Annotated in this window: 20 protein-coding genes and 1 tRNA gene; 10 read left to right on the forward strand and 11 right to left on the reverse strand. The window is 66.5% G+C overall.

Features of this window, described 5'->3' with window-relative positions; all coding sequences use genetic code 11:
• Positions 1–4: 4 nt before the first annotated feature.
• The 3 genes from ACLMAJ_RS07200 (at position 5) to ACLMAJ_RS07210 (ending at position 3,298) form a co-directional block, all read left to right on the forward strand.
• Positions 5–1,132 (forward strand): acyl-CoA dehydrogenase family protein, encoded by a 1,128-nt coding sequence (locus ACLMAJ_RS07200; RefSeq protein ID WP_412012724.1) that lies wholly within the window; start codon positions 5–7, stop codon positions 1,130–1,132.
• 421 nt (positions 1,133–1,553) lie between these two features.
• Positions 1,554–2,504, forward strand: coding sequence for an ATP-binding cassette domain-containing protein (locus ACLMAJ_RS07205; RefSeq protein WP_412012725.1), 951 nt, complete (start codon positions 1,554–1,556; stop codon positions 2,502–2,504).
• A complete protein-coding gene (locus ACLMAJ_RS07210; protein ID WP_412012726.1) occupies positions 2,501–3,298 on the forward strand; it encodes an ABC transporter permease in 798 nt (265 codons plus the stop codon). The genes ACLMAJ_RS07205 and ACLMAJ_RS07210 overlap by 4 nt, the downstream gene beginning before the upstream one ends.
• Here ACLMAJ_RS07210 and ACLMAJ_RS07215 read toward each other — a convergent pair.
• On the reverse strand, positions 3,295–6,426 hold the full coding sequence (locus tag ACLMAJ_RS07215; protein WP_412012727.1) for an ATP-binding protein: 3,132 nt from the start codon (positions 6,424–6,426) through the stop codon (positions 3,295–3,297). The two genes, ACLMAJ_RS07210 and ACLMAJ_RS07215, sit on opposite strands and share 4 nt — an antisense overlap.
• 64 nt (positions 6,427–6,490) lie before the next feature.
• On the opposite strand from ACLMAJ_RS07215, the gene ACLMAJ_RS07220 reads away from it, so the two are divergent.
• Positions 6,491–7,090 (forward strand): LysR family transcriptional regulator, encoded by a 600-nt coding sequence (locus ACLMAJ_RS07220; protein WP_412012728.1) that lies wholly within the window; start codon positions 6,491–6,493, stop codon positions 7,088–7,090.
• A 382-nt stretch (positions 7,091–7,472) separates the two neighbouring features.
• On the opposite strand, the gene ACLMAJ_RS07225 is transcribed toward ACLMAJ_RS07220, so the two are convergent.
• Positions 7,473–7,546: transfer RNA gene (locus ACLMAJ_RS07225), tRNA-Met, on the reverse strand.
• 63 nt (positions 7,547–7,609) lie between these two features.
• Entirely contained in the window at positions 7,610–9,139 is a 1,530-nt protein-coding gene (gene amaB / locus ACLMAJ_RS07230; protein ID WP_412012729.1) for an L-piperidine-6-carboxylate dehydrogenase, read from the reverse strand.
• Positions 9,140–9,248: 109 nt separating this feature from the next.
• On the opposite strand from amaB, the gene ACLMAJ_RS07235 reads away from it, so the two are divergent.
• Positions 9,249–9,701, forward strand: coding sequence for an Lrp/AsnC family transcriptional regulator (locus tag ACLMAJ_RS07235; RefSeq protein WP_412012730.1), 453 nt, complete (start codon positions 9,249–9,251; stop codon positions 9,699–9,701).
• A 66-nt stretch (positions 9,702–9,767) separates the two neighbouring features.
• Complete coding sequence (gene lat / locus ACLMAJ_RS07240) at positions 9,768–11,117, forward strand: L-lysine 6-transaminase (protein ID WP_412012731.1); 1,350 nt, start codon at positions 9,768–9,770, stop codon at positions 11,115–11,117.
• A gap of 247 nt (positions 11,118–11,364) precedes the next feature.
• Here the strand turns inward: lat and ACLMAJ_RS07245 are convergent, their stop codons facing one another.
• Both ACLMAJ_RS07245 and ACLMAJ_RS07250 read right to left on the reverse strand, forming a co-directional pair.
• Positions 11,365–11,709 (reverse strand): hypothetical protein, encoded by a 345-nt coding sequence (locus ACLMAJ_RS07245; RefSeq protein WP_412012732.1) that lies wholly within the window; start codon positions 11,707–11,709, stop codon positions 11,365–11,367.
• A complete protein-coding gene (locus ACLMAJ_RS07250; protein WP_412012733.1) occupies positions 11,709–12,137 on the reverse strand; it encodes a DUF1707 SHOCT-like domain-containing protein in 429 nt (142 codons plus the stop codon). The genes ACLMAJ_RS07245 and ACLMAJ_RS07250 overlap by 1 nt, the downstream gene beginning before the upstream one ends.
• Before the next feature lie 241 nt (positions 12,138–12,378).
• On the opposite strand from ACLMAJ_RS07250, the gene ACLMAJ_RS07255 reads away from it, so the two are divergent.
• The gene (locus ACLMAJ_RS07255; RefSeq protein WP_412012734.1) at positions 12,379–13,839 is read left to right on the forward strand and encodes a protein kinase domain-containing protein; all 1,461 of its coding nucleotides are present in this window, start codon (positions 12,379–12,381) and stop codon (positions 13,837–13,839) included.
• Positions 13,840–14,011: 172 nt separating this feature from the next.
• Entirely contained in the window at positions 14,012–15,835 is a 1,824-nt protein-coding gene (locus tag ACLMAJ_RS07260; protein WP_412012735.1) for a serine/threonine-protein kinase, read from the forward strand.
• A 99-nt stretch (positions 15,836–15,934) separates the two neighbouring features.
• Here the strand turns inward: ACLMAJ_RS07260 and ACLMAJ_RS07265 are convergent, their stop codons facing one another.
• The 3 genes from ACLMAJ_RS07265 to ACLMAJ_RS07275 all read right to left on the reverse strand — a co-directional run bounded on the left by ACLMAJ_RS07265 (position 15,935) and on the right by ACLMAJ_RS07275 (position 19,865).
• On the reverse strand, positions 15,935–16,885 hold the full coding sequence (locus ACLMAJ_RS07265; protein WP_412012736.1) for a patatin-like phospholipase family protein: 951 nt from the start codon (positions 16,883–16,885) through the stop codon (positions 15,935–15,937).
• A 108-nt stretch (positions 16,886–16,993) separates the two neighbouring features.
• On the reverse strand, positions 16,994–18,796 hold the full coding sequence (locus ACLMAJ_RS07270) for an acetyl/propionyl/methylcrotonyl-CoA carboxylase subunit alpha (protein WP_412012737.1): 1,803 nt from the start codon (positions 18,794–18,796) through the stop codon (positions 16,994–16,996).
• A gap of 154 nt (positions 18,797–18,950) precedes the next feature.
• A complete protein-coding gene (locus ACLMAJ_RS07275; protein WP_412012738.1) occupies positions 18,951–19,865 on the reverse strand; it encodes a sulfurtransferase in 915 nt (304 codons plus the stop codon).
• Between the two features lie 166 nt (positions 19,866–20,031).
• Here ACLMAJ_RS07275 and ACLMAJ_RS07280 point away from each other — a divergent pair, with 166 nt between their 5' ends.
• Positions 20,032–20,850 carry a helix-turn-helix transcriptional regulator gene (locus ACLMAJ_RS07280; RefSeq protein ID WP_412012739.1) on the forward strand — a complete coding sequence of 273 codons (819 nt, stop codon included), beginning with the start codon at positions 20,032–20,034 and terminating at the stop codon, positions 20,848–20,850.
• On the opposite strand, the gene ACLMAJ_RS07285 is transcribed toward ACLMAJ_RS07280, so the two are convergent.
• The 3 genes from ACLMAJ_RS07285 to ACLMAJ_RS07295 form a co-directional block, all read right to left on the reverse strand.
• Positions 20,776–21,411, reverse strand: a complete 636-nt coding sequence (locus ACLMAJ_RS07285; RefSeq protein WP_412012740.1) for a Maf family protein — start codon at positions 21,409–21,411, stop codon at positions 20,776–20,778. The genes ACLMAJ_RS07280 and ACLMAJ_RS07285 overlap by 75 nt on opposite strands.
• A 72-nt stretch (positions 21,412–21,483) precedes the next feature.
• Positions 21,484–21,813 carry an acyl-CoA carboxylase subunit epsilon gene (locus ACLMAJ_RS07290; protein ID WP_412012741.1) on the reverse strand — a complete coding sequence of 110 codons (330 nt, stop codon included), beginning with the start codon at positions 21,811–21,813 and terminating at the stop codon, positions 21,484–21,486.
• A 102-nt stretch (positions 21,814–21,915) separates the two neighbouring features.
• On the reverse strand, positions 21,916–23,556 hold the full coding sequence (locus ACLMAJ_RS07295) for an acyl-CoA carboxylase subunit beta (protein WP_412012742.1): 1,641 nt from the start codon (positions 23,554–23,556) through the stop codon (positions 21,916–21,918).
• Between the two features lie 215 nt (positions 23,557–23,771).
• Here ACLMAJ_RS07295 and ACLMAJ_RS07300 point away from each other — a divergent pair, with 215 nt between their 5' ends.
• Positions 23,772–23,960, forward strand: coding sequence for a hypothetical protein (locus tag ACLMAJ_RS07300; protein ID WP_412012743.1), 189 nt, complete (start codon positions 23,772–23,774; stop codon positions 23,958–23,960).
• Positions 23,961–24,046 lie beyond the last annotated feature (86 nt).

Genomic DNA, 24,046 nt, shown 5'->3' on the forward strand with positions numbered 1-24,046 from the left:
TTTCGTGACCACAGCGCAATTCCCAGGACCAGTCCGTGATGTCGAGCGCGAGATCCTCGACCGAGTTACCGAGCTGGCGGTCGATTTCAGCGCCACGGCCGCGGAGTACGACGAACGTGCGGTGATCGCGGTCGAGCATTTGGACGCACTACACGACGCCGACGTCGACCGCGCCGTATTACCAGCGCACGTAGGCGGTCTCGGTCTGAGCTACCTGGCTTTCGGGCGGCTCGTCCGGGTCCTCGCGAAGGCCGATCCGTCCGTGGCGACGATCTGGGTCATGCACGCCGGAGCCGGTGTCGCGCTCGCCGAGTTCACCAAGGATTCGTTGGGTTCGTTCTTCGCCGAGGAGTTCCTCGCGGGCAAGCGGTTCGCGAACGCATTGTCGGAGCCGGCCAGCGGAAACAGATTCCTCAATCCGCAACAGGAGGCCGTCCCCGTCGACGGAGGTTGGTCGATCACCGGCGCCAAGCGTTTCGTCTCGGCGAGCGAGATCGCCGACTACCTGCTGGTCAATGCCCGGGTCGAGGATGTGCCGACGTTTTTCGGGGTGATCCCCGACGACACCGTCTCGGTCATCCCGATCTGGGACACTTTGGGCCTGCGCGCGACCCGCAGCCAACTACTGTCCTTCGACCACACGCTCCTGCGTGCCGAATACCGGGGCCGCGCACCGGGACCCGGTGACTTCGCGGTGATTCCGGCAGGGCTGCCCGCGATCTCCCTCGGCGTCGCCGACGCCGCGCTGGACGCGTTGATCGCACACGCGCAATCGCGCGTGATCCTGGAAAATCCCCTCTCGCACCAACAATGGGTGCAGTTCGAGGTGGCCGACGTCCAGATCCGGCTCGCCGCCGCGCACGCACTGTACGACCGCTGCCTCTGGGAAGCCGACAACGGCATCCCGGCCTTCTTCGCAAACTCGGCGCGCGCCAAATACCTTGCCAACAAGATCGCGGTGGACACCGCCCAACTCGGCGTCCGTATCGGCGGCGCATCCGGCTACCTCAAACAGTCACCGATCCAACGCCATCTGCGCGACGCCGAAGCGGGCCAGCTGATGGCCTACTCGACCGAGGTTCTCGCCGGCGTGATCGGTAAGGAAGTGCTCGGAGTACCCGAAGCCGAGTGAGCCTACTCGACCGGCCGTATTGCGCAGCCTGTGCGCACCAGCCTGGTAGCGGCCCGCGACGTTTGCCGAAGATCTATGAAGACGCTTGCCGGCCCATCACGCCGTCCACGGCCCCGACGGCCGCACACCCGCACACCCGCACGCTCGCCGACACCGCCTTCGACGGCGACCCGGCGTCGATTCAACCCCCATCACCCGTGCGCTCCCCGCCGCCAGCGTGGACAGCACATGGCGGGACGGTATGGACCGAAGGTGCTGCGGCACATCCCGCTACGGGGGTGACAAGGGCCTCCGACCTTGGGGCGAGACGACTGGACGGGTTGCGGTAACTCCGTGATACCGCGATGAGACCGTGGTGAAGGCGGGGCGGCGCACTCTTCTCTCAACAGCGACCGAGGGTCGCGAATCCGAGGAGGAGAACATGACGACCAGCCACCGTCCACCGGCGATCACGGCGACCGGGTTGCGGAAATCCTATGGCGACCACGTGGTACTCGATGGGATCGACCTGCATGTGCCGGCCGGGACCATCTTCTCGCTGCTGGGTCCGAACGGCGCGGGTAAGACCACGACGGTGCAGATGCTCTCGACGCTCATCGGGGCGGACGGCGGGGAGGCGCGGGTCGCCGGGCATGACGCCATTCGCGAGCCCGATGCCGTACGCGGCGCGATCGGGGTCACCGGGCAATTCGCGGCGGTCGACAACCTGCTCACCGGCGCCGAGAACCTGGCGATGATGGCGACGCTGCATCACCTCGGGCGCAAGCAGCGCAAACAGCGGGTCAGCGATCTGATCGAGCAGTTCGATTTGGTGGATGCTTCGAAGAAACCGGCTTCGACCTACTCCGGCGGTATGCGCCGCCGCCTCGATATCGCCATGGGGCTGGTCGGGGATCCGCAGGTGCTGTTCCTGGACGAGCCGACCACCGGACTGGATCCGCGCAGCCGCCGGACCGTGTGGCGGCTGGTGCGGGAACTCGTCGCGGGCGGCACCACCGTCTTCCTCACCACGCAGTACCTGGAGGAGGCCGACCAACTCGCGGACCGGATCGCCCTGCTCGATCACGGCAAGTTGGTCGCCGAGGGCACGCCGGATGAGCTGAAACACCTGGTCCCCGGTGGGCACATCACCCTGCGGTTCACCGAACCGCGCACCCTCGACGCGGCCGCACGGCTGCTCGGAGCCGTCACCGTCGACGAAGACGAATTGACCCTCGAGGTGCCAAGCGACGGCGGCGTCAACTCGCTGCACACCCTGCTCGACACGCTGAGCGCCGCCTCCATCCAGGCCAGCGCGCTGTCCGTGCACACCCCCGATCTCGACGATGTTTTCCTCGCCCTCACCGGCCAGCCGAAGGAGTCCGTGCGATGAGCACCACCACCATGAAATACGCCGTCACCGATTCGCTCATGATGCTGCGCCGCAGCCTGTTGCACATCGTCCGCTACCCGTCCATGACACTGCCGCTCATCATCGGGCCGATCCTGTTCCTGTTCCTGTTCGTGTACGTATTCGGCGGCACCCTCGGCGCCGGACTCGACGGAAGTTCCGGCGGCCGAGCCGATTACGTGAACTACGTGACCCCCGGCATTCTGCTGCTGACCGTGGCGGGGGCGGCCACGGCCACGGCGGTGTCGGTCGCCACCGATATGACGCAGGGCATCGTGGCGCGGTTCCGCACCATGTCCATCTTCCGGCCCTCCCTGCTCACCGGTCACGTCCTGGGCAGCGTCATCCAGACCCTGCTGAGCGTAGTGGTTGTCCTCGGCGTCGCCATGGTCATCGGCTTCCGCCCCAATGCCAACCCGGCCGAATGGCTTGCGGCGCTGGGGATTCTGACCATGCTGATCTTCGCCATCACCTGGGTCGCCGTCATCATGGGTCTGGTCAGCGACACCGTCGAAACCGCCAGCAATCTGCCGATGCTGCTCATGCTGCTGCCCTTCTTCGGCAGCGGCTTCGTCCCCACCGATTCCATGCCGGGCTGGCTGGCCGCGATCGCCGAGAACCAGCCCTTCACCCCGGTCATGGAAACGCTGCGCGGTCTGCTCATGGGCAACGAGATGGGCAACAGCCCCTGGATTGCCATGGCCTGGTGCCTCGGAATCACCGCCGCGGCCTTCGCTGGATCGGTCGCACTGCTCAACCGCGAGCCTGGTCGCTAGCGTTCCCGCTCGGCAAGCGCGGCCAGCGCGGCCGCACGCAAATCGGAAACATCCAGGGCGGCGTATGTCGAGACAGCCTCGACATACGCCGCCCTATCGGCGTTTTCGGCGCGTGCGCGAATTGCCTTGCTCGACATGGTCGGATGGAACTGACGCGGCGGATCGAAGCGCTCGGCCAGCGCGATCAGGCGCGCGCCGGAGGTCGCCATACCACGTTCGAGATCCACCATCGCCAAAGCCAGAAGTACTGCGCCACAGGCTGTCAGCTCCGTCAGATGGCCGCCCGGCTGCGTGGCGGGCTGCTCCAGCAGGAGGGTCACCTGACCGGGGAGCTCCGCAACCAGACCCGCGATCGGATCCAGCGTGTGGTGTTGGGCGTGGGCGAGCAACGCCGCCGAGCGACCCTCCAGCGCCCACACCTGCACACCACGCGGATCGGGACGGTAGAAGGGATTCTCGGTGCTCGCCAGCAGTTCGGTGATTTTGCGCCACCGCCACAGGCCGTCCTCGAAATCGCCTCGGGCAATGCGCATTTCGGCATCCGCGACCAGCTTGTAGGGACGAGCGAACGGATCCGCCGAATCCGCCACTCGCGCAAGCCAGTTCTGTGCGCCCTCGATATCGCCGAGTTGCAGGTCGGCCATGGCCAGGCCGATCAGCAGGTCGTCGCGATCCGGGCGCGGACCCAGGTCCTCGATCCGACGGAAAGCCTTCTCCAGCTGGTCACGCGCTTGCTCGGCACGCTCCGAGAGCAGCGCCAGCTTTGCGATCCGGCACTGCGCCTGGAAGCACACCCAGCTGTGCGGCGTGCGCTCGAAGGCCGCGAGCATGCGCCAGGTCGCGGCGAGCGCCTCCGCCCGGTCACCCAGCTGTTCCGCGCGGACACTCGCGACGGCGTGCGCAACCCCGGCTTGCAGCGGCCGGTCACTGCCGCACAGGCGATCCAGTGCGGCAGGGTCGGGGCCGAGCAGTTCTGGTGCGGCGACGAAAACCGTTGCCACCGCGCGCATGAGCGTGTCCGCCGGCACCACCGGAAGACGGCGCAGCACCATCAGCGACCGGAGCTCGAACCCGCCTTGCGTGACACCGCTCAACGCACAGACTGTCGCGGCGGTGCGGGTGGCATCCTCATACCGGGGCTCGGGCCGGTAACGCGAAAGCACCCGGGCACATTCACCGGCGACCTCACCGATGCGCGCATAGTGCGAGCCGACGTACCACCACGGACCCAGGGCCGACCAGACCGCGGCGACGGTCGGCCCGTCCGCCTTGTCCAGCCCGTATCGCAGCGCCCGCACCAGATTCTCCTGCTCCGTGTGCAGTGCGCTCGAACCCGGCCATTCCGCGAAGACCGTCTCATTGTGGGCGATGCCGAACTCCCGTGCCCACGACAGGAATCCGGCGACCGCAGCATCTTGCTCACCCGCTTCGGCGCGGCGACCGGCGGCAAAATCCTTGACGGTTTCCAGCATTCGGAACCGGGTGCCGGAATCGGCCGGTGCGATCTGCAACAGCGATTGCTCGACGAGACGCTCGAGCACCTCCAGCGTCTCGTCGTGCTCCCCGCCCAGCAGATGGTTCGCCGCCTCGGCGGAGAACCCGCCGGGGAAGATCGAGAGTAGCCGCATGGCGGCCCGTCCCTGCGCGTCGAGCAGATTCCAGCTCCAGTCGACGACCGCGTACAACGTCCGGTGGCGTTCCGGGTTGTCCCGAGATCCATTGCGCAACAGTGTGAATCGGTCGACCAGGCGGCGTGACACTTCGGCGACCGACAGGACCCGCACTCGGGCGGCGGCAAGTTCGATGGCGAGCGGCAGCCCGTCCAGGTGCGCACAGAGTTCCGCCACCGTGTCAGGCGGCAGCTCGATATCGGATCGCACCGCCCTGGCGCGCTGGGCGAACAACTCCGCTGCGGTCGCCGTCCCCAGGGCCGGGACCTGATGGACGGCCTCGGAGGACAATCCGAGCGGAGCCCGGCTGGTGATCAGCACCCGCAGTTCCGCGGTCAGCGACACCAGCGTACTGACCAGCGCCGCGACACCCGACAAGACCTGCTCGCAATTGTCCAGAATCAGCAGGGCGGGGTCCGAACCCAGCGCTTGCGCGATACCCGCGACGACACTGTTGCGCTGCCCGGCCGCAGGGGCATCGCCGATCCCGAGCGCCGCGGCTACTTCGGCGGCGACCGCACTGTCGTCGTCGATTCCGGCGAGCGGCACCAGGTGCACCAGTCGCTGTTCGGCCGTACGCCCGGTGGCATGCGCCAAACGGGTCTTGCCCAGACCACCCGGACCGATCAGCGAAACCACGCGAGCGGAGCGCAGCAGCGCGGTCACGGCGGCTATGTCGTCCTCGCGGCCGAGCAGTTGATTCGGATCGTGCGGAATACCCTGGCGCACAACGGGTTCATTCGCGCGCAGCAGCTGCCGGTACACCGACTGGACAGCAGTGCCCGGGTCCGCCCCGAGCTCATCGCGCAAGGTCCGGCGGTATCGGTCGTATCGGGCGAGCGCGACCGACGGCCCGGAGGTGTCGGCCACGGCCCGCAGCAGTTCCGCCAGCACCTCCTCATTGCGCGGTTCGCTGGCGGCGATCGCGGTCAGGGGTTGCACGGCTTCGGCGTACTGTCCCAAGCGAGCCAGGGCCATCGCCCGCACCATCGAGAGCCTCCGATGGGCGGGCACCCGATCGATACGCAACGCGGACAACGGATCCCCCGCATCCGCATCCTCGACACACCCGTCCCACAGTGCCAGGCCCGCCTCGGCCTGATCCAGCGCGGCCGGGTAATCCCCCGCCCGCGCATGCCGGTCGGCCGCCGCGGCCCGCACTTCCAGCGCGGCCGCGTCGATCTGCTCGGCGCTCAGCGTCAACCGATACCCGGTCGGAGTGCTCGCAATGAGGTCGGCCCCCAACTGCGCCCGTGTCCGCGACACCAGCACCTGCAATGCCTTCTTGCCGGAGTTCTCCGACCCCTCCGCACCCCACAACCCCGCCACCAGCCGCGCCGCGCTGGCCCCGGCACGCAGATCCATTGACAGCAAGGCCAGCAACGCCCGCGACCGCGCGCCGGTGATTTCCTGCCCGTGCAACGCGGGATCCGCCAGCAAGGTCAACTCGATACCCACCGACCTACCGTAGCGGCTGGAACTTGCTGGCGAAGGCTGCCGAAACACGAGGATTCCTCTGAGGTTGTTGTCGCCGGCTCGCGTCAGTCAGGCCATCAAGAAGCAGGAGCGCAGCGTCGGCGCGGATCTCTTCGAACGCAACAGCCGGAATGTGAAACCGACCGAGGTGGGCCGGCAGCTCCGCGATGATCTGCGCCCGATCTATCGAGGCCTGCACGAGAGTGTGGAGCGGGCGCGATTGTCGGCGCAGGGTAAGACCGGTGAACTGCGCATCGGCGCGATCAACTCTTACGAGCTGCGCGTGTTCTGGGAGGCATTCAGAACCCGATATCCACAGTGGGGCCTGCGAATTCGACATAACGCGTGGACGGATCCGTTCGAACCGCTGCGGGACGGGGAGATCGACGTGCTCGTCACCTTGCTGCCCGTGGAGGAGCCCGATCTCACCGTCGGTCCACGGTGTATCAGTGAGGAGCAACGATTGATCATGTCGGTCGAACATGTTCTGGCAAACCGGGATTCGGTGTCAATGGAGGACTTGGGCCGCTTTCCGACGATTACGGGCGGAACCACCGTGCCCGAGTACTGGGAGGACGCGTATCTGCCCTTCTATACCCCGAAGGGGCGCGAGGTGGGAAAGATTGTGCCGGTGCGCCGAGGATGAGCGAATACGCGCACTGGCCGACGTAATCCGCGACCTCGGCCCAATGAAATTGTGAGAGAAACGGGCTCGCCACCCTTCGCTTCGACGACCATGATCTACCCGTTCCTGTACGCGACGATGTCGTGCCTGTTGCCGCCCTCTGGGCGGATGTTGACCTCTGATCGACCTGGGCCTGGACGCCGAGCTGTCGGCCGTGATGGTCGCCGACCAGTCGGCCACGCCCGCCCGACCGAAACCCTCAACACCTACGCAACGAGAGGGCGGCCGAGCCGGGAGATGGCCGTCGTCATCCAGAACGCCGTGTTCTCGAACCAAAAGGTCGAATAGACCGAAAAATGGTCCAGGTCAGATCGGTAGAAACCGTTCTGACCTGGACCTGTTGTAGCGGGGACAGGATTTGAACCTGCGACCTCTGGGTTATGAGCCCAGCGAGCTACCGAGCTGCTCCACCCCGCGTTGGGTAGGCATAACACTACGCATGGGATGGCCGTTCGACCTAATCGCGAGGTCAGCGGGCTGTCAGCCGAATTGGATGCCCTGGGCGAGTGGGAGTTGGTCGGAGTAGTTGACGGTATTGGTGGCGCGGCGCATGTATGCCTTCCAGGAGTCCGAGCCGGATTCGCGGCCGCCACCGGTTTGCTTCTCGCCGCCGAAGGCGCCGCCGATCTCGGCGCCGGAGGTGCCGATATTGACGTTGGCGATGCCGCAGTCGGAGCCGTCGGCGGCGAGGAAGCGTTCCGCCTCACGTTGGTCGGCGGTGAAGACGGCGGACGAAAGTCCTTGCGGCACCTCGTTGTGCAGTGTGATCGCGGCGTCGAAGTCGTGATAGGTCAGCACGTAGAGGATCGGGGCGAAGGTCTCCTCGCGCACCACGGCGGTCTGTGCCGGCATCCGCACAATCGCGGGACGCACGTAGAAAGCGTCGTCGCCGAATCCGTCGACCCGCTCACCGCCGCACACCAGCTCACCGCCGTCGGCGATGGCGCGCTCGAGCGCGGCCCGCATCCCTTGGTAGGCGCGCCCATCGATCAGCGGTCCGACGAGCACGCCGTCCTCAAGCGGATTGCCAACGCGCAGTTGCTGATACGCGCCTGCCACCCGATCGAGCAGTGGTCCGACAACATCGGCGTGCACGATGAGCCGTCGCAGCGTCGTACAACGCTGCCCGGCCGTGCCCGCCGCGGAGAAGACGATGCCGCGCGCCGCCAGTTCCAGATCCGCCGACGGCGTGACGATCGCGCCGTTGTTGCCGCCCAGTTCCAGCAGGCAGCGCCCGAATCGCGCGGCCACCTTCGGTGCGACAATGCGTCCCATCCGGACCGAGCCGGTGGCACTGAGCAGCGCGACGCGCTCATCGTCGACCAGCCGCGAACCGACTTCGGCGCCGCCCTGAACCAGTTGGTGCACTTCGGGATCCGCGCCGACATCGGCGGCGGCGCGGCGCAAGAGCGTGTGGCAGGCCAGGGCCGTCAGTGGTGTCGTCTCCGACGGCTTCCACACCACCGTGTCACCGCAGACCAGTGCGACGGCGGTATTCCACGCCCACACCGCGACCGGGAAGTTGAACGCGGAGATCACACCGACCACGCCCAACGGATGCCAGGTCTCCATCAGTCGATGCCCCGGCCGCTCCGAGGGCATCGTCTTGCCATACAGCTGGCGCGACAAGCCGATCGCGAACTCGCAGATGTCGATCATTTCCTGCACCTCGCCGAGGGCCTCGGGTCCGATCTTCCCCGCTTCGAGGGAGACCAGCTCGCCGAGTTCGGACTTGTGCACAGTGAGCAGTTCGGCCAGCCGCCGCACCACCGCGGCCCTGCCGGGTGCGGGAACGGTGCGCCAACCGCGGAAGGCCTCGGCGGCGCGGTCGATCGCGGCGTCCACCTCGTCGAGGGAGTCGGCGCGCAATGTCATGAGCGTGCCACCGGTTATCGGTGTGCGTGCGGGTAGTGCGCCCGCAGCCGGCGGCTCGGCGCCGAGCTCGCGCAACAGCGCCGCCGCACGAGCTGCCAGGTCCATGGTGAGGTGATCGTCGAGCGTATGTGTCATAGGGTGCTCCGCTGTCGCTTTGGGCAGGCGCACAATACTGTGCTGTTACGGGGAGTGAACGAGTAGAGGTTTTCGCCACGAGTCGCGCTTGCTGAGTTAGCCTTCGCTGATGGCGGATACACCGGCAAGACCCGCACTCGATGACATCGATCGCCTGCTGATTCGTGAACTGATGGCAGACGGTCGCGCCACGTTATCGAACCTGGCAGAGAAGGCGAGCTTATCGGTCTCCGCAGTGCAATCAAGGGTGCGCAGATTAGAGGCGCGCGGTGTGATCCGGGGCTACACCGCGCACGTCGACCCCGAGGCACTTGGACAACTGTTGTCGGCATTCGTCGCGATCACTCCTCTCGACCCCTCGCAACCGGATGACGCGCCTGCCGTTCTGCAACATATCCCCGGTATCGAGGGATGCCACTCGGTGGCCGGTGACGAGAGCTACGTGTTGCTGGTGCGGGTTGCCTCGCCCAGGCACCTCGAGCAGCTGCTGCAGGAGATCAGGGCGACCGCCAACGTCAGAACTCGAAGCACCATCATCTTGCAGACATTCTACGACAGATAACGATTTGGCCGTAATTAGTTCGAATAGTTGTAGAGATTCCATAAATATTTCCGTACCCTGACCGGTGTGACCCTCGAACTGGACCGCACCCGCACGGACGGTGACATAGCACCGGTCACCCCCGCGACCCGGGTACACGAAATCTTGTCGGCGCATATACTGGTCGACGGCTTCGACTTGGTGCTCGACCTCCGTAATTCGCGTGGCTGCCGCATCGTCGACGAACGAGACGGCAGCTCCTACCTCGACATGTTCGGCTTCTTTGCCTCGAACGCACTAGGGATGAACCATCCCGCGCTGGCCGAGGACGAAGTCTTCCGCGCCGAACTCGCCGCCGCCGCCCTCAACAAGCCGAGCAACTCCGACATCTACACGGTCGAAATGGCCCGGTTCGTAGCGACTTTCGCGCGAGTGCTCGGCGATCCGCGACTACCGCACCTGTTCTTCATCGACGGTGGCGGGCTCGCGGTGGAGAGCGCGCTCAAGGCCGCGTTCGACTGGAAGAGCAGGCACAACGAAATCCATGGGCGCGCACCGGAACTCGGTACCAAGGTGTTGCACCTGACCGGGGCGTTCCACGGCCGTACCGGCTACACCATGTCGCTGACGAACACCGATCCGGTCAAAGTCGCGCGCTTCCCGAAGTTCGACTGGCCGCGCATCGACGCCCCGTATCTGAGCGACGATCACGATATCGATGCCGCCGAGGCGGAAGCGCTGGCGCAGGCGCGGCGTGCATTCGACGAAAACCCGCACGACATAGCATGTTTCATCACCGAGCCGATCCAGGGCGAGGGCGGTGACCGGCACCTGCGTCCGCGATTCCTACAGGCGATGCAGGAGTTGTGTCGCGAGAACGACGCGTTGTTCGTGCTCGACGAGGTGCAGACCGGCGTCGGCATGACCGGAACCACCTGGGCCTACCAACAACTCGGCGTCGAGCCGGACGTGGTGGCCTTCGGGAAGAAGACCCAGGTGTGCGGTGTGATGGCGGGTGGGCGCATCGACGAGGTGCCCGACAATGTGTTCGTCGTCAGCTCCCGCCTCAACTCCACCTGGGGCGGCAACCTCACCGATATGGTGCGCACCCGGCGGATCCTCGAGGTGCTCGAGGGTGACGCGTTGATCGAGCGGTCCAAGCCCCTCGGTGAGCACCTGCTGCGACGGCTGGAAGGGCTCGCCGTGGCCCACCCGAGCATCACCGAACCCCGTGGGCGCGGCCTGATGTGCGCCGTCACGGTGTCCTCTACGCAGTTGCGCGACCAGGTACTGACCAAACTGCGGGAAGACGAGCGCGTCCTGATCCTCGGCACCGGCGAACGCGGCATCCGCTTCCGCCCGCCACTCACCGTCACCGACGCCGAACTGGACGCGGCGGTCGACGCGGTGGATCGGGTGTTGACCCACCTGGAGTAGTTGCTTCACGAATACCGGGTACGCCGACCGCCGCGCCGATTGTCTTGGCGCGGCGGTCGATGCTGTGGATGGGGCGGTATGCCTCGGGGGGAGGTTGCTCCGGACACCACCACGGGGATGTCTACACCGTCGACATCGTCGATTGGAACCTGTTGGGCCGCCTCCCGGTTGGCCAAAGGTGCCCACGAGCAATCGGCCGCTACTCCACCGGCGCAATGCGATAGCGAACGGTCGGCACCCGCGGTGCTCAGTTCGTGGATGGCCGAAGGCCGAGGCCGCCTTCGACGAATCGGCGGACCGAGGTGAGCCCGGACTCCAGCGCGAGTCCGTAGCCGGGTCTGGCCCAGCCGGTGATTTCGGCGGTGTCGCCTGCGGTTGGGGTCACGCCGATCTCGGCGACCATCTCGGCGGTCGTCGGTTCGCATACTGCCCACGAGTAGTGCGATTCGTTGTCCCACTGTGTGGTCCGCAACGCCACGTAGTCGGGGTCGGTGATGCCGCCCTCGGCCAATGCGGGGCGATCGTCGATGCGTTCGTCGGCGCGTAGTGCGCGCAGATACCAGGTGCCCGCGTTGATCTCGACTGGTTCCATCAGTCTCTGTCCTCGCGACGATCCCGGCGACGATCCCGACGCCGATCGTGCGACCGGTCCTGGTGGCGATCGTGACGGCTGCCGTACAGCAGCGCGCCCATCAGTGGAATCGCCAGGAACCACAGCCAGCTATTGGTGACGAAGAACAGGATGACCGCGACGATCGGGATCACCGCCATCACACGCTCCGGCCATTCCGCCATGAACCCGGTGCCGCTCTCGGCGGGTGGCGCGGCAACCGCGACGGGCTCGGGCAGATCCACGAACACCGTGTCCAACTGACCGCGGGTCATCGCGGCCACGACGACCGCGCTGCGCTCGTCGAACTCGGCGACGCTCAGCCGACCGGCGGCGAAATGTTCGGACAGTCGTTGCATCGCATGCTCACGCTCCGCGGTGCCGATACGGATCTCGGGCACGTCACTCATAAGAGCAAGGCTAGCGCCAATCGGTGATGACGATCCGCCTGTCTCGCTCTACCGTGTCTGCTGGCGCTCGGATGTCGGAGGCGGCTCGGTGCTCACGTCGTGCTGCGCGAATTCCGCGACATCGGATTGCTCGGGTGCGAAATGATGGATGGTCGCCGGGAGCAGTTTCTCGAGTTGTGCGGTAACGGTGCGGATTTCGGGTACCTGTTCGATGACGAGCAGGATAGTGAGAGGGTTCGATATGGGCGAGCTATGGTTCGGCCACTACCGTCTCGACCGGTTGCTCGGTAGCGGTGGGACCGGAGAGGTCTGGCTCGCGCACGACACCCTCACCCAGCGTGACGTCGCGCTGAAGATACTTGCCGCGGCGTCCGCCGCCGATCCGACGTACCGGCAGCGGTTCACCAGGGAAGCCCGCCTGGCGGCCCAAGTTCGCGGACCGCACATCATGCCGATCCACACGTTCGGCGAACTCGAGGGCCGCCTCTATATCGACATGGAATTCATCGAGGGCACCGATGTCGCCGCTCTACTACGCAGCGGCGGTCCGATGTCGCCGGTACGGGCAGTAGAGATCGTCGCGCAGACCGCCACGGCACTCGACCTCGCACATCGGGCGGGGCTGGTGCATCGTGACGTCAAACCGTCCAACATCATGGTGGGCGCGAATGGATACGTCCATCTGATCGACTTCGGTACCGCATCTCGGATCGACCAGCCCGCGATCACGGCCGACAGCAATGTGGTCGGCACTATCGCGTACATGGCGCCGGAGCGGTTCAGCGGCGGCTGCGACGGCCGAGCCGACCAGTATTCGCTGGCCTGCGTGCTCTACGAATGTCTGACCGGGCAACGACCTTTCGGCGACATCGATTCCGCGCAGCAATTGCGCGCCAACCTGATGGCCGACCCACCGAGTGCCGCCGCGGTGAACCCGGCCGTGTCCGCGGCCTTGGATACGGTCGTCGCCCGTGGCCTGTCCAAGGACCCGAATCTGCGCTGGTCGAGCGCGGGCGAAATGGCGGCCGACGCGTTTGCCGCGGTGACCGGGCGGGAGGCCGCGACAGTCGAGATCACGGCGGCGACCGTGCCGACTACCGCCGTGCTGACCCAGCCGCAGCGGGTGCCGTCCGCGGCTGGGAGTCGGCCACCGCTGATAGCGATGAGGCGGCAGGCGGGAGAACCGCGACTAGTGCTCGGCCCGCGTTTCGCTACCGCTGCGATCTCGGCTCTCATCGCGGTGGTCGCCGTCGCCATCTGGCTGGGACGACCCACGGTCACCGAAACCGATTCCGCCGCAGCGCCGTCGACAAGCCGGGTGCCGCATACCCCGATCGAACCCGCACGGCCGCCGCGCGCAGATATCCCGGTCGCCGGGCAGTCCTGCGACCCCGCCTTCGACGCCGGCGCCCTCGCGGCAGACGGCACACCGCTCGCGTGCGTGCCCGGCGACGGCCACCTCGCGACATGGATTCCGACCCGGCCCCACACCGACAAACCGACGCAGGGCAACGACATGCCGGCATTGGAAGGCGCGGCCATCGGCGACAACAACGCCGGCACCGGCGATGACAACCCGGGAGCGGGCGCCAGCGGCAATTCGGACGACGGTGATCACGGCAGCGACAAGCCGCGCAACGACAAGCCGGGCCACGCCAAACCAGGCCACGCCAAACCGGGCCACGGCAAACCCGGAAAGTAGACCGGTGCTGAGGGGGTCGGCGGGGTGGTTTCGAGTGGGAGGTAGTAGTACGTAGGGGACATCACACTGTTCGGGGGTCGGTGCCGGGGTTAGGGTCGGAGCAGGTTTGGGTAGCTCGGGGTCACCGGGTTGCCGCCCCACCCGCAGCGGCGCGGTTACCGGGAGGTCAGCGATGGGGGAGGAACAGTTCGGGAAGTACCGGCTCGACCGATTGCTGGGGCGAGGCGGGATGGGGGAGGTGTGGCTGGCGCGCGATACCGATGGTGGGCGCACCGTCGCGCTGAAGGTGTTGTCGGAGAACCTGGCTGCCGATGGCGAGTATCGGCTGCGCTTCGAGCGGGAGGCCAGGCTCGGCTCGACCCTGCGGAATCCGCATATCGTGCGCATTCACGGCTTCGGTGAGCAGGGCGGTCGGCTGTACCTCGCGATGGATTACATCGACGGCATCGATCTGGCCGAAATGTTGGGTCGGGTTCGGACACTGACCCCGGTCGCGGCCGTCGACTTCGTGACGCAGGTGGCCTCGGGTCTGGATGCGGCGCATCGGGCGGGGTTGATCCATCGTGACGTCAAACCGTCGAACATCCTGATCGATAGTGGTGGGCACGCGTATCTGATCGACTTCGGTATCGCCAAGGGGATGGGGCAGACCGCTGTCACCGCAACCGGAATGGCGATCGGCAGCTGGCCGTATATGGCGCCGGAACGGTTCAACGGGACGGTCGACGCGCGCACCGACATCTACTCACTGGCCTGTGTGCTGTACGAATGCTTGACCGGCCGTCGCCCGTACGGCGACACCGACCCACCTCGGCAGATGCATGACCACCTGATGGCGACGCCGCCGTGCGCTGCCTCGGTGAATCCAGCGGTACCAACGGCATTGGACGCGGTCATCGCCTGCGGAATGGCCAAGGACCAGGCCCGCCGCTACCCGAGCGCCCGCGAATTCGCCGACGCCGCACGCGCGGCCGTCGGCGCGGAGCCGCCATCGAACCCGAGTGGGCAGGATCGGCCGCCCGCGCCGCCGGTGCCACCACAGTCGGCAGAAGTGCCGCCGCACTCGGCAAGACCGGCCACGCGACGGTCGCCGAAGGCGCATACGAAGTTGCTGACAGAGCCGGGCCCGACGCCGACGCTGGTGGTGACCCGGCTTGCGCCGCAGGCTCTTCCGTTGGCTCCGGCTGGGGCTGTTGTTCCGCAACAGAATTCGCCGTACGCGCCCCACGCTCCGGTGCGGCCGGGTGCGGTGTTTCCGCCAGTTCCCGCGAAACGGGCTGTATATCAGTCGAATTCGAAGCGATCGCGTACGGCGGCGGTGGCGCCGCTTCGTTGGTCGGTGTCACGAGGGCGGCCGTGGATTGCTCCGCCGGTGGCCGCGCCGCCGCGTCGTCGTGCACGGCGGCGGTCGGGCGGTGTGATCGGCAAGGTGATCGGTGCGCTCGTCGTGGTGTTCCTGACGCCCTTCGTGCTCGCGGCGGGGTGCGTCGCGCTGCTGGCTTCGGGTAGTCGAGTGGGCGATTCGAGCGGTGGCTCGAACGCTTCGCGGCCGACCGCGTCGGCCGAGGAGAATCCCGCGCCCCCACCGGAGCCGGGCTCCGCGGGCCCCGCGCCCGCTCGGTCCGCGGTCCGCGACGGCAAGTTCGAATTCGTGGTGAGCAATACCGATTCCGGCATTTCTCGGGTCGGATTCCATGCCGCTCGCGGCACTTTCGTGATCGTCACGGTGACGGTCGACAACATCTCCGATCAGCCGAAGCGGTTCCTCCCCTTCGGTCAGCGCCTCATCGACACCCAGGGCCGCGTCATCGACCACGATCCCGCCGCCACCATGTGGCAGACCACCCAGCAGCGCCACGACTACTCCTTCGAGCTGCGCCCCGGTCAGTCCGCCACCACTCAACTGGTCTTCGACGTCGCCTCGGACGCCACCCCGAGTCACCTGGAGCTGCACGACTTCCCGCTATCCCAGGGTGTGACAGTAATGGTGAATTAGCCCGGTATTCCCACCCCGCCCGAGGGGGCGGCCATGCGAGGTGCTCGGAGTTCGGTTCGTTCGCAACGGGATTCGAGGCGATACGTGAGAACAACTGTGTCAGGCGGTTTCGCTGCTGATGTCGAGGGCAGCGGAGAGGCCGGTATGGACGGCTCTTCGGCCGATCTCGAGTGCTCGGGTGAGCAAGATGGTGTCGCGGGCCGCGCTGTCGATGTCGGGGGCGCCGACTGGGGGGTGGATCTGGAGGGCGGTGTGGCCGAGTTCGGCGAGGAAGCGGTCCTCGATGTGCTGTTGGAGTGGGCGCTGTAGCCAGGCGCGGTAGGCGCCGGGGGCACGGACACGCAGGTAGCCGCCGCCGACGATCTGATGCAGCCGGGAGGCGGGTGGGCGCTGTTCGTCGGTGCGGCGGGTGCGCAGGACCAGTGCGTGGGTCGCGCCGTCGCGGACCGCGGTGCGGATGGGCACAGTCTCGGCGAGGCCCCCGTCGAGGTACTGCGAGCCGCCCAGCGCAACGGGCGGCCCAGCCAGAATCGGCAGGCCCGCCGAGGCACGTAGCGCGGTCATCAGCGTGCGCTTGTCGACGATGTGGCGGCGCAGGTCGACCGCGCGGCCGGTGCGAATGTCGGTGCCGATGGGGTGGAAGGTGGTGGGGTTGGCCAGGATCGCGGGGAAGTCCATCGGCTCGACACCGTCGTACACCTGGTGGATCAGGTAGTTCAGGTCGAAGGCCGGGCGCCCGCGCAGCAGTCGGGACGGATCGACAGCACGCCGCATGATCGTCGGGTCGGTCCAGGACCGCATGCCGGGCAGCGCGCGCCCGCACAGCAACCACGCGCCGTTGATCGCACCTGCCGAAGTCCCGTACACAGCATCGAATATCGAGGCGAGGCCGAGTTCCTCCAGCGCCTGCACCATGCCGCTGGAGTAGACACCCCGGCTGCCGCCGCCCTCGATGACCAGTGCGAGGCGATGTCCGTCGGTGCGAGTCGCGGAGTCGCGGCGGCCACGGATGACCTCCATGACGGAGGGGGCGGCTGGCGAACTGGTCACCCGGCCCACCATACGACAGAGCGGGCGCGGACGTAGGTGTCCAGCGCCCGCTCCAGCGGTTGCTCATCTGCGGTCAGGGGTGCACAACCTCAGCTGTGCGACGCCCGCTTACTTGATCTCTGCGAGCACCGTGCCCTGGGTGATGGCGGCGCCCGCCTCGACCGAAAGGCCGGTGACAACGCCCGCCTTGTGCGCGTTGACCGGGTTCTCCATCTTCATGGCCTCGAGCACCACGATCAGATCGCCCGCCTCGACGGACTGGCCTTCTTCGACCGCGACCTTGACCACGGTGCCCTGCATGGGTGCGGTGACCGCGTCACCGGAAGCCGCATTGGCGCCAGCGCCGCCACGCTTGCGCGGCTTGGGCTTCTTACGGATCACACCGGCGCCGTTGCCCGCGCCCCCGGCACCGCTGCCGACGCTGAACTGACCGGGCAGTGATACCTCGACGCGACGCCCACCGACCTCGACGACGACCTTCTGCCGTGGCAGATCCTCGTCCTCGTCGGCGGCGATTTCACCCGGGGTGAACGGCTCGACGTTGTTGACCCACTCGTTTTCGATCCACTTGGTGTAGACGTCGAACTTCTCGCCGTCACCGATGAACGCCGGATCCTCGACGATCGCGCGGTGGAACGGGATGACCGTGGCAAGGCCGTCGACATGGAACTCGGCGAGCGCGCGCCGCGCCCGCTCCAGCGCCTGGGTGCGGTTCTCGCCGGTGACGATCAACTTGGCGAGCATCGAGTCGAACTGTCCGCCGATCACGCTGCCCTCGACGACGCCGGAGTCGACGCGCACACCGGGGCCGCTCGGCTCCCGGTACACCGAGACAGGGCCGGGGGCGGGCAGGAAGCCGCGACCGGCGTCCTCACCGTTGATGCGGAACTCGAAGGAGTGTCCGCGCGGGGTGGGATCTTCGGTGATCTCCAGCTCGTGGCCCTCGGCGATGCGGAACTGCTGGCGCACCAGGTCGATGCCCGCGGTCTCTTCGGTGACCGGGTGCTCGACCTGGAGGCGGGTGTTCACCTCGAGGAACGAGACGGTGTCGCCCTGCACCAGATACTCGACGGTGCCAGCGCCGTAGTAACCGGCTTCCTTACAAATCGCCTTGGCGGAGGCATGGATCCGTCCGCGCTGGTCGTCGGTGAGGAACGGCGCAGGCGCCTCCTCGACCAACTTCTGGAAACGACGTTGCAGCGAGCAGTCGCGGGTGCCCGCGACGATCACGTTGCCGTGCTTATCGGCGATGACCTGGGCCTCGACGTGGCGAGCCTTGTCCAGGTACTGCTCGACGAAGCACTCACCGCGCCCGAAGGCCGCGATCGCCTCACGGGTCGCCGACGCGAACAGCTCGGGGATCTCCTCGATGGTGTGCGCGACCTTCATGCCGCGGCCACCGCCACCGAAGGCGGCCTTGATCGCGACCGGCACGCCGTACTGCTCGGCGAACGCGACGATCTCGTCGGCGGTCTTGACCGGGTCCTTGGTGCCCGCCGCCATCGGCGCTTTCGCCTTCTCGGCGATGTGGCGCGCGGTGACCTTGTCACCGAGGTCGCGGATCGACTGCGGCGAAGGCCCGATCCAGATGAGCCCGGCGTCGATGACGGCCTGAGCGAAATCGGCGTTCTCGGAAAGGAATCCGTAGCCGGGGTGGATGGCGTCGGCGCCGGACTTGGCCGCGGCGTCGAGAATCTTGTCGAACACGAGGTACGACTCGGCCGAGGTCTGACCGCCGAGGGCGAACGCCTCATCGGCGAGCTTCACGAATGGGGCGTCGGCGTCGGGCTCCGCGTACACCGCGACGCTGCCGATTCCGGCATCCTTGGCCGCCCGGATCACGCGAACGGCGATCTCGCCTCGATTAGCTACGAGTACCTTCGTTATCCGCGCGCTGGCATGGCTGGGCACTGAGCCTCCTGTATGCAATCTTTTGGTCGCCCCGTGGTCGACATACTTACGTCTGGGGGGAGTGTAGGCAGTCTGCCAACAGACGGTGCACTCGGATAGCCCTACCGAACAGTAAGTCGCACATCACACCGAGGCGTCGAGTGTGGTCCGGGCCCTACCTGCTGCGGGTCTTGCGGGATGCACCGGCAGGGGCCTCACCGGGTTCAGTGCCCTTGGCGATCGGCATTCGCACCGAGTTACCCCATTCGGTCCACGAGCCATCGTAATTTCGCACCGTATCGAATCCGAGCAGGAAGGTCAGCGCGAACCAGGTATGGCTGGAGCGCTCGCCGACGCGGCTGTAAACGATCAGATCGTCCTGCGCGGCCAGTGCGCCGTATACCTCGTCGAGTTCGGCGCGGGAGCGGAATCGGCCGTCGGTGTTGAAGGTTTCGGTCCATGGGATATTCACCGCGGTGGGGATATGTCCGCCGCGCAGCGCGGCGTCCTCGGGATTGATCGACGGGTGGATCAGTTCGCCGGAGTATTCCTCCGGCGAGCGCACGTCGATCAGCGGCCTGCCGAGATGGCCGAGGACATCTTCGCGGAAGGCGCGCGCGGTGCCGTCGTCGCGTCGGACGGTGGGGTAATCGCTACGCGTGAGATCGGGCGTGTCGAAGGTGGTGTCGCGTTCCTCGGAGATCCACCTGTCGCGGCCGCCGTCGAGTAGCCGTACATCTTCGTGCCCGAAGAGAGTGAACAGCCACAGTGCGTGCGCCGCCTGCGCATTCCCCCTGTCTCCGTAGAGCACCACCGTGTCGTCGCGCTCGATTCCTTTTGCGCGCATAAGCTCGGTAAAACGGACACTGTCGATATAGTCACGCGTGACCGGATCCATCAGGTCGCCGCGCCAGTCGATCTTGATGGCGCCTGGAACGTGTCCGATGTCATAGAGCAGTATGTCCTCGTTGGACTCGATTATCGCGAGTCCTGGCGTGCCGATGTTTGCCGACAGCCACTCCGTGGTTACTAGTCGGTGAGGATGAGCGTAGGGACCGAACGAGGGATGAGGGTCCTTGGCGACAGGCACGATGCGGGTCCTTCACGCGTGGTAGACGGTGGTTACAGCGGTTCGGGTCTCACAGTGATGGTAGGTGTGAGGCGATAGTGACTCTCGTGTCAGATCACAAATCGGCTGAATGAGCGAATAAATCGCACCTGCATCCGATAAAGTCTCCCAAGAGGAGGGGTGAGCTATGTCCGATTCTTGGCCGCGGCGGCGACTGCTCGCGATCCTACGTGGCGCAAGCGAGCCTCTCGATGCCCAGGAACTGGCCAGAATCACCGGACAGCACGTCACCACGGTTCGGTTTCACCTGGATGTGCTCACCAAGGAGTCCCTTGTCCGGCAATTCCAGCAGCCACCCCGTGGCCGTGGGCGCCCGCGCATCGGATACAGCGCGGTGCAGCGATCGGTCGGCTATCAGGAACTCGCGCAGGTTCTCGCCGATCAGCTCGGCCCCGATCCGCGACGCCGCTCGGAGGCTGCCATCGCCGCTGGGCGCGCATGGGGCGCCAGGCTCGACGTCGGCGAACAACAGGTCGAATCGCTGGAAGACGCCAAAGACCTCACGATGACCCTGCTCTCGGAGCTCGGCTTCGCGCCGGAACGCGACCAGGCCACCGAAACCGAGGAGCAGGTGCTGATCAATTTGACGGCCTGCCCGCTGCGCGAACTCGCGCGCACGCACTCCGAGGTGGTGTGCGGAGTGCACCTCGGCCTGATCAAAGAGGTACTCGACCGTGGCGGCGCCCACGGCGAGGTGAATGCCCGGCTGCACCCTTTCGTCGAGCCGGAGCTGTGCGTGGTCCGACTGGAACTCATGACAGCCCGGCGCGAGCAGGAGATGCGGCGGGAACCGGACAACGGTCGGGACGCGGCCACAGTAATGCCGGTCGGCGCCGATGCCGCGGGCGCCGAGCAGCGAATCGCGCCGCCGTCAGCGGGCCGAGTGGCCCCACAGCTGCGCAACGCTGATCCCAACGTCGCCAAGCAGTCGGCGCAGCAGTGGTAGACCGATCCCGATCACGCTGGACGGATCGCCCTCGATTCGATCGACGAACCAGCCACCCATCCCGTCGAGGGTGAACGCGCCCGCTACCTGTAGCGGCTCGCCTGTCGCGATGTAGGCGTCCAGTTCCTCGGGTTCGGGTTTGGCGAAATGCACGGTGGTGGAGCTGCAATCGACCGCCTCGGCGCTGACCGCTCCATCCCGCATCCGGAGCACGCAGTGTCCGGTGATCAGATCCGCACTCCGCCCGGCCATCTCGGCCCAACGCGCCCGCGCGACCTCTGGGGTGTGCGGCTTGCCCTGTAGCTCGCCGTCGACCAACAGCATCGAATCACAGCCGACGACAACACAATCCGCGGCGAATTCGGGAATCGAGGCGGCGACCGATAGGGCTTTGGCCCTGGCCAGCTCGACCACGACCACCTGTGGCAGGGTGCCGTCCGGCAGTGCCGCGGCAACGGCGTCCTCGTCGACATCCGAAACCCGTACGACAGGGTCGATGCCCGCCGAGCGCAGCACCTCGCGCCGGGCAGGTGACGCGGACGCGAGAATCAATCGGGTCACGACTGTGCCTCGTCGCGCGCGTCGTGCCCCGCGGTGGCTGCTGGGAAGGATGGCTCGTTGCGCTGAGGCACGTCAGTCGCGCAGGTGCGACAGCTGTGGGAACGCGTAGGGCGAGAACGGCGAAGTGCCGCGGTGCATGAAGGTCGGCCGGCCCCAGTTGTCGGCAGGACCGGTCCGGCCCTTCGCGCCGCCCGCGTTGAGGGCCGCCGTCAGCACACAGACCAGTGCCGCGACTTCCTCGTCGCTCGGCGAGCCCTTGATGATGCGAAGGAACGGCTGCTCGCCCGATTCGGCGGCCGGAGCGACCAGATCCACGGCCACCTCGATCTCATCTGCGAGCGGGTCGACTGCGAGCTCCAGCTCGACAGCGGTCAACACATCTTCTTCTGCCACGGTCGTCACAGTGCCAGATCCTCTCTCTATCTCGATCAGGCTTCCTCTTGGACCCGCCGGAGTGCGTCTCCACAATCCAGTGTGCGCGGCCCGTGAAGGTTTATCGCTCCATCACAGCGGGATGTTGCCGTGTTTCTTCGGCGGCAGGGTCACCATCTTGCGCTCGAGCAGGCGCAGCGCGGAGACGATCTGGCCACGGGTGTGCGAGGGCGGGATGACCGCGTCCACATAGCCGCGCTCGGCGGCGATGTAGGGATTGACCAAGGTGTCCTCGTACTCGTTCTGCAGCTCGAGACGCAGCGCATCCACGTCGTTTCCGTTCTTGGCGGCCTCCAGCAGCTGCTTACGGTAGACGAAGCCGACTGCTCCGGAAGCGCCCATGACGGCGATCTGTGCGGTGGGCCATGCGAGGTTCACATCGGCCCCCATGTGCTTGGAACCCATGACGTCGTAGGCGCCGCCGTAGGCCTTGCGGGTGATGACCGTGATCTTTCCCACAGTGGCCTCACCGTAGGCGTAGAGCAACTTCGCGCCACGCCGGATGATGCCGTTGTACTCCTGGCCGGTGCCGGGCAGGAAGCCGGGCACATCCACCAGGGTGACGATCGGGACGTTGAAGCAGTCGCAGGTGCGCACGAAGCGCGCGGCCTTCTCCGCGGCGTCGATATCGAGGCAGCCCGCGAACTGGGTCGGCTGATTGGCCACGATGCCGACGCTGCGGCCATCGACGCGCCCGAAGCCGCAGATGATGTTCATCGCGCGCTCGGCCTGCACCTCGAGGAACTCGTCGTCGTCGAGCAGTCGGCGGATGATCTCGTGCATGTCGTAGGGCTGGTTCGGTGAGTCCGGGATGATCGTGTCGAGCTCGCGGTCCTCATCGGTGAGCGAGTCCTCGATGGCGCCGTCGATCGGGTCGGTCGGCGCCAGCCTCGGCGCCTCGGCGCGGTTGTTGCTCGGCAGGTAGGACAGCAGATCCTTGACGTAGTCGAGGGCGTCCTGCTCGCCGGAGGCGACGTAGTGCGCGACACCGGACTTCGTCATGTGCGTGTGCGCGCCACCGAGATCCTCCATGGTGACGTCCTCGCCGGTGACGGTCTTGATGACGTCGGGTCCGGTGACGAACATCTGGCTGGTGCCGTCCACCATCACCACGAAATCGGTCAGTGCGGGGGAGTACACGTGGCCACCCGCGGCGGGGCCCATGATCAGCGAGATCTGCGGGATCACGCCGGAGGCCTGGATGTTGCGGTGGAAGATCTCGCCGTAGAGGCCGAGCGAGACGACGCCCTCTTGAATGCGCGCGCCGGCGCCCTCGTTGATGCCGACCAGCGGGCGGCCGGTCTTCAGCGCCAGATCCATCACCTTGACGATCTTCTCGCCGTAGACCTCGCCGAGGCTGCCGCCGAACACGGTGACGTCCTGGCTGAAGATGCAGACGTCGCGGCCGTCGATGGTGCCGTAGCCGGTGACGACGCCGTCACCGAGCGGGCGGTTGTTCTCCAGCCCGAAGTTCACACTGCGATGGCGGGCCAGCGCGTCGAGCTCGACGAAGGAGCCCTCGTCGAGCAGTGCGAGGATGCGCTCGCGGGCAGTCATCTTGCCCTTGGCGTGCACCTTGTCGACTGCGGCCTCACCCATCGGGTGCTTGGCTTCATCCAGCCGATTCCGCAGGTCAGCCAGCTTCCCAGCGGTGGTGTGGATATCGGGGGAGCCCGCCGATTCCGAGGCGGGCTGCTGCTGGACACTCGTCATGGCTTCGGAGTGTAACGAGTGCCAGTCTTCTGCACGAACCGAGCACCCACTACCGATGGGTAGAAAACCGCAGCTAGATCACGTTGCTTTGTGACATCGACCAGAAAGTTCCTGGTCGATTACCGCGTTCTCCACGAGAAAATCATTGGTGTGGCGAACGGGTGCCCAGATAGCCTGAAGGCGTCCGATTTTCGGCCAAGGGGAGGAGCAGGGCGATGTGGGAATGGGGTAGAACCGTCGCTGAACATGCCACTGCGGCGATATGGACCAGTTGGCAAACCGAGCGGTCGCAGCCGACCGTTCTCGACCCGGAATTCTGGGCCGAGGCGAGCGAAGATGATGTCGATTGCGCGGACAACTCCGGCATGCGAGCACCGATTCGCGAGTACGACCTCGTCGGCTAGCGACCGAGCGACGGCTCGAGGCGACTTACCGCGGTAGCGACGGCTCCGACGACCTACCGCGGTAAGCGGATCGGCACCGAGTAGCC

Origin of the sequence: Nocardia arseniciresistens (assembly GCF_046764875.1) — a bacterium.
Taxonomy (GTDB): domain Bacteria; phylum Actinomycetota; class Actinomycetes; order Mycobacteriales; family Mycobacteriaceae; genus Nocardia; species Nocardia arseniciresistens.

Excerpts from the sequence above, each read along its gene's own strand:
- ACLMAJ_RS07295 (WP_412012742.1), bottom strand. The coding sequence starts at position 23,556 with ATGACGAGTGTCCAGCAGCAGCCCGCCTCGGAATCGGCGGGCTCCCCC.
- ACLMAJ_RS07300 (WP_412012743.1), top strand. The coding sequence starts at position 23,772 with ATGTGGGAATGGGGTAGAACCGTCGCTGAACATGCCACTGCGGCGATA.
- ACLMAJ_RS07210 (WP_412012726.1), top strand. The coding sequence starts at position 2,501 with ATGAGCACCACCACCATGAAATACGCCGTCACCGATTCGCTCATGATG.
- ACLMAJ_RS07205 (WP_412012725.1), top strand. The coding sequence starts at position 1,554 with ATGACGACCAGCCACCGTCCACCGGCGATCACGGCGACCGGGTTGCGG.
- ACLMAJ_RS07250 (WP_412012733.1), bottom strand. The coding sequence starts at position 12,137 with ATGAGTGACGTGCCCGAGATCCGTATCGGCACCGCGGAGCGTGAGCAT.
- ACLMAJ_RS07245 (WP_412012732.1), bottom strand. The coding sequence starts at position 11,709 with ATGGAACCAGTCGAGATCAACGCGGGCACCTGGTATCTGCGCGCACTA.
- ACLMAJ_RS07235 (WP_412012730.1), top strand. The coding sequence starts at position 9,249 with ATGGCGGATACACCGGCAAGACCCGCACTCGATGACATCGATCGCCTG.
- ACLMAJ_RS07255 (WP_412012734.1), top strand. The coding sequence starts at position 12,379 with ATGGGCGAGCTATGGTTCGGCCACTACCGTCTCGACCGGTTGCTCGGT.
- ACLMAJ_RS07260 (WP_412012735.1), top strand. The coding sequence starts at position 14,012 with ATGGGGGAGGAACAGTTCGGGAAGTACCGGCTCGACCGATTGCTGGGG.
- amaB (WP_412012729.1), bottom strand. The coding sequence starts at position 9,139 with ATGACACATACGCTCGACGATCACCTCACCATGGACCTGGCAGCTCGT.
- ACLMAJ_RS07280 (WP_412012739.1), top strand. The coding sequence starts at position 20,032 with ATGTCCGATTCTTGGCCGCGGCGGCGACTGCTCGCGATCCTACGTGGC.